The sequence below is a fragment of the Mesorhizobium sp. M2A.F.Ca.ET.037.01.1.1 genome, assembly GCF_003998075.1.
Taxonomy (GTDB): domain Bacteria; phylum Pseudomonadota; class Alphaproteobacteria; order Rhizobiales; family Rhizobiaceae; genus Mesorhizobium.
On record NZ_RZSA01000776.1, the window covers coordinates 1 to 3,268 of the forward strand.

Genomic DNA, 3,268 nt, shown 5'->3' on the forward strand with positions numbered 1-3,268 from the left:
ATCGAGCCGCCGCCGGCGCCGACCGTATGCACCGCCACCATCGGCACGTGGATCGGCATCGCATATTCGATCTCGATCTCGTTCGACACCGCGGGCTCGGCGTTGCGGATCAGCGCCACGTCGGTCGAGGTGCCGCCCATGTCGTAGGTGACGAGGTTCTCGAAGCCGGCGCGCTTGCCCGTATAGGCGGCGGCGATGACGCCGGAAGCCGGGCCGGACATCACGGTCTTGGCCGATTCCAGCGTGACGAAGCGGGCCGAGATCATGCCGCCATTGCCGTTCATGATCAGGAAGTCGCGGGCATAGCCCTTCGCGCCAAGCTCCTTGCGCAGCCGCTCGACATAACGCTCCAGGATCGGCTGCACCGAGGCGTTGACGGCGGCCGTCACGCCTCGCTCGAACTCGCGCGCTTCCGAAAGCAGCGCATGCCCGGTGGTGATGTGGCCGTTCGGCCAAAGCTCCGCCGCGATTTCGGCGGCGCGCCGCTCATGCGCCGGGTTGGCGTAGGAGTGCAGGAAGTGGATGACGAGCGACTCGCAGCCGGCGTCGAGCAGCTTCTTCACCGCATCGCGCATCTCGGCTTCGTCGAGTTGAATGCGCACCGCGCCCGAAGCCTCGATCCGCTCCGACACTTCGAGCCGAAGGTCGCGGGGAATGACGGGGACAAAAGTGCCGGTCATGCCATAGGCCTGCGGCCTGGTGCGGCGGCCAAGCTCGATCACGTCGCGAAAGCCGCGCGTGGTGATCATGCCGGTCCGCGCCAGGCGGCGTTCCAGCACGGCGTTGGTGGTGGTCGTCGTGCCATGCACGATGAGGTCGATGCCGTCGATCGGAAAGCCGGTGGCGCCAAGGGCGGCGACCACGCCGAAGGCCTGGTTTTCGACAGTCGTCGGGGTCTTGGCGATATGGACCTTGCCGCCCGCCTTGCCGTCGATCAAAAGCAGGTCGGTGAAGGTTCCGCCGACGTCGATGCCTGCTACGACGCTTCCCGCGGACGCCGAAAAATTCTCAATCATTGCCGAAACCCGAAATAGCAGGACTACGGATATGCCTTGGTTTGGAAAGGCATTTTACGTCGCCATCTTGACCTCGAGATCATTTGTATACTAATAAGTTTCGGACACAAGAGCTTACCGCTTGGCAATGTGCAGCGGGCACGTCGGAACCTGACCGTTCGGACGCGCAGGAGAAAGTTTGGCGCCCAGTGCGTTTGTCTGGGCCGGAAAGTTGGGTTTGATGAACACATCCGCGTTGAACACCGCCGGCGCAAGGCCGCTGCAGTTCCCGATCCCGGCCAATGTCTACGCCGAGACCGTGGTGTCGGTGAAGCATTACACCGACCGGCTGTTCTCCTTCCGCATCACCCGCCCGCAGTCGCTGCGTTTCCGCTCCGGCGAGTTCGTCATGATCGGCCTGCCCAATGCCGAGAAGCCGATCTTCCGCGCCTACTCGGTCGCCAGCCCCGCCTGGGACGACGAGCTGGAATTCTTCTCGATCAAGGTCCCGGACGGCCCGCTTACCTCCGAGCTGCAGAAGATCCAGGTCGGCGACACCGTCATCATGCGCCAGAAGGCGACCGGCACGCTGGTGCTCGACGCGCTGACGCCCGCCAAGCGGGTGTTCATGATCTCGACCGGCACCGGCATCGCGCCTTTCGCCAGCCTGCTGCGCGATCCCGACACCTATGAGAAGTTCGACCAGGTGATCCTTACCCACACCTGCCGCGACATTGCCGAGCTCACTTACGGCCAGGAACTGGTGGCGGCGCTCGAAAGCGATCCTCTGATCGGCGAGCTGACCGCCGGCCGCGTCACGCTCTACAATTCGACGACGCGCGAGGAATCGGCGCGCATGGGCCGCATCACCGCGCTGATCGGCTCCGGAAAATTCTATTCCGATCTCGGCATCGACAAGCTCAATCCCGAGACCGATCGCATCATGATCTGCGGCTCGATGCACATGCTGAAGGACGTCAAGGAACTCGCCGAAAGCCTCGACTTCCAGGAGGGCTCCTTGAGCCATCCGGCCAGCTTCGTCGTCGAGCGCGCCTTCGTCGGCTGAGGCGCCTCAATTTGACCATACGGTCAAAAATCTACTGCCTCGACGGCCTTTTTCCGCTATGAGCCTTTGAAAGACTCGTGAAGCATCGCTTCACGGGCTATCCTTCGGCGTAAGCAGCTGAATGAAAGGGCAGGAGATGAGCACGATCCGCGAAGCAGGTGCGGGAGCTTCCAAGGTGATGCCGCTGCCGGCGCGTGCCGCCGCCAACACGCCGCTGCCGCTGGAACATGGCATTGCCCGCAATCCCGGCATGAAGCTCGATCTCGGCTTCCTGGAATCGGTGCGCAGCGTCAACCGTTCGGCGCTGGAGCGCCGTGTCGCGACGCTGACCAAGCGGCGCTCGATCAAGGCCGACAACCAGGCCGCCTGGCTGCTGCGGGCCATCGCCTGCATGGACCTCACCACGCTGAATTCCAATGACACGGACGAGCGCGTGCGCCGGCTCTGCGCCAAGGCGATCAATCCGCTGCGCCGCGACATCGTCGAGGGTCTCGGCATCTCGGGCGAAACCATCCGTCCGGCGGCGGTCTGCGTCTATCATCCCTTTGTCGCCACCGCGGTCGACGCTGTGCGCGGCACCGGCATCCATGTCGCCGCCGTCTCCACCGCCTTCCCGCACGGCCTTGCGCCGCTGTCGACCCGCCTGCAGGAGATCGAGGCTTCGGTGAAGGACGGCGCCGACGAGATCGACGTCGTCATTCCGCGCGGCCTGGTCTACGGCGCCAAATGGCGCGAGCTGTTCAACGAGATCGTCGCCATGCGCACGGCCTGCGGCGATGCGCATCTGAAAGTCATCCTCGGCACCGGCGATCTCGCCACTTTGCGTAATGTCATGCTTGCCTCCATGGTCGCGATGATGGCGGGCGCGGATTTCATCAAGACCTCGACCGGCAAGGAGAGCGTCAACGCCACGCTCCCCGTCGGCCTCACCATGGTGCGCGCCATCCGCGCCTATTTCGAGGAGACCGGTTATCTCATCGGCTTCAAGCCGGCCGGCGGCATTTCCACCGCCAAGGTCGCGCTCGATTGGCTGGTGCTGATGAAGGAAGAGCTCGGCCGGCCGTGGCTGGAGCCGGACCTGTTCCGCTTCGGCGCGTCGAGCCTGCTCACCGACATCGAACGCCAGCTCGAGCATCATTTGACGGGCCATTACTCGGCCAACCATCGCCACGCGATGGCCTAGGCTCCCACCCTCCCCCTTGGGGGG

General features: G+C 64.2%; 3 protein-coding genes. 2 read left to right on the plus strand and 1 reads right to left on the minus strand.

Annotated features, from left to right (window positions below; genetic code table 11):
- Positions 1 to 1,016 (minus strand): hydantoinase/oxoprolinase family protein (locus EOA27_RS28760; protein WP_145970592.1); only part of this gene is annotated, 1,016 nt, incomplete at its 3' end.
- A 220-nt stretch (positions 1,017 to 1,236) separates the two neighbouring features.
- Here EOA27_RS28760 and EOA27_RS28765 point away from each other — a divergent pair.
- Both EOA27_RS28765 and deoC read left to right on the plus strand, forming a co-directional pair.
- Positions 1,237 to 2,061 (plus strand): ferredoxin--NADP reductase, encoded by an 825-nt coding sequence (locus EOA27_RS28765; protein WP_126079964.1) that lies wholly within the window; start codon positions 1,237 to 1,239, stop codon positions 2,059 to 2,061.
- A 136-nt stretch (positions 2,062 to 2,197) separates the two neighbouring features.
- The gene (gene deoC, locus EOA27_RS28770) at positions 2,198 to 3,244 is read left to right on the plus strand and encodes a deoxyribose-phosphate aldolase (protein WP_127257819.1); all 1,047 of its coding nucleotides are present in this window, start codon (positions 2,198 to 2,200) and stop codon (positions 3,242 to 3,244) included.
- Positions 3,245 to 3,268 lie beyond the last annotated feature (24 nt).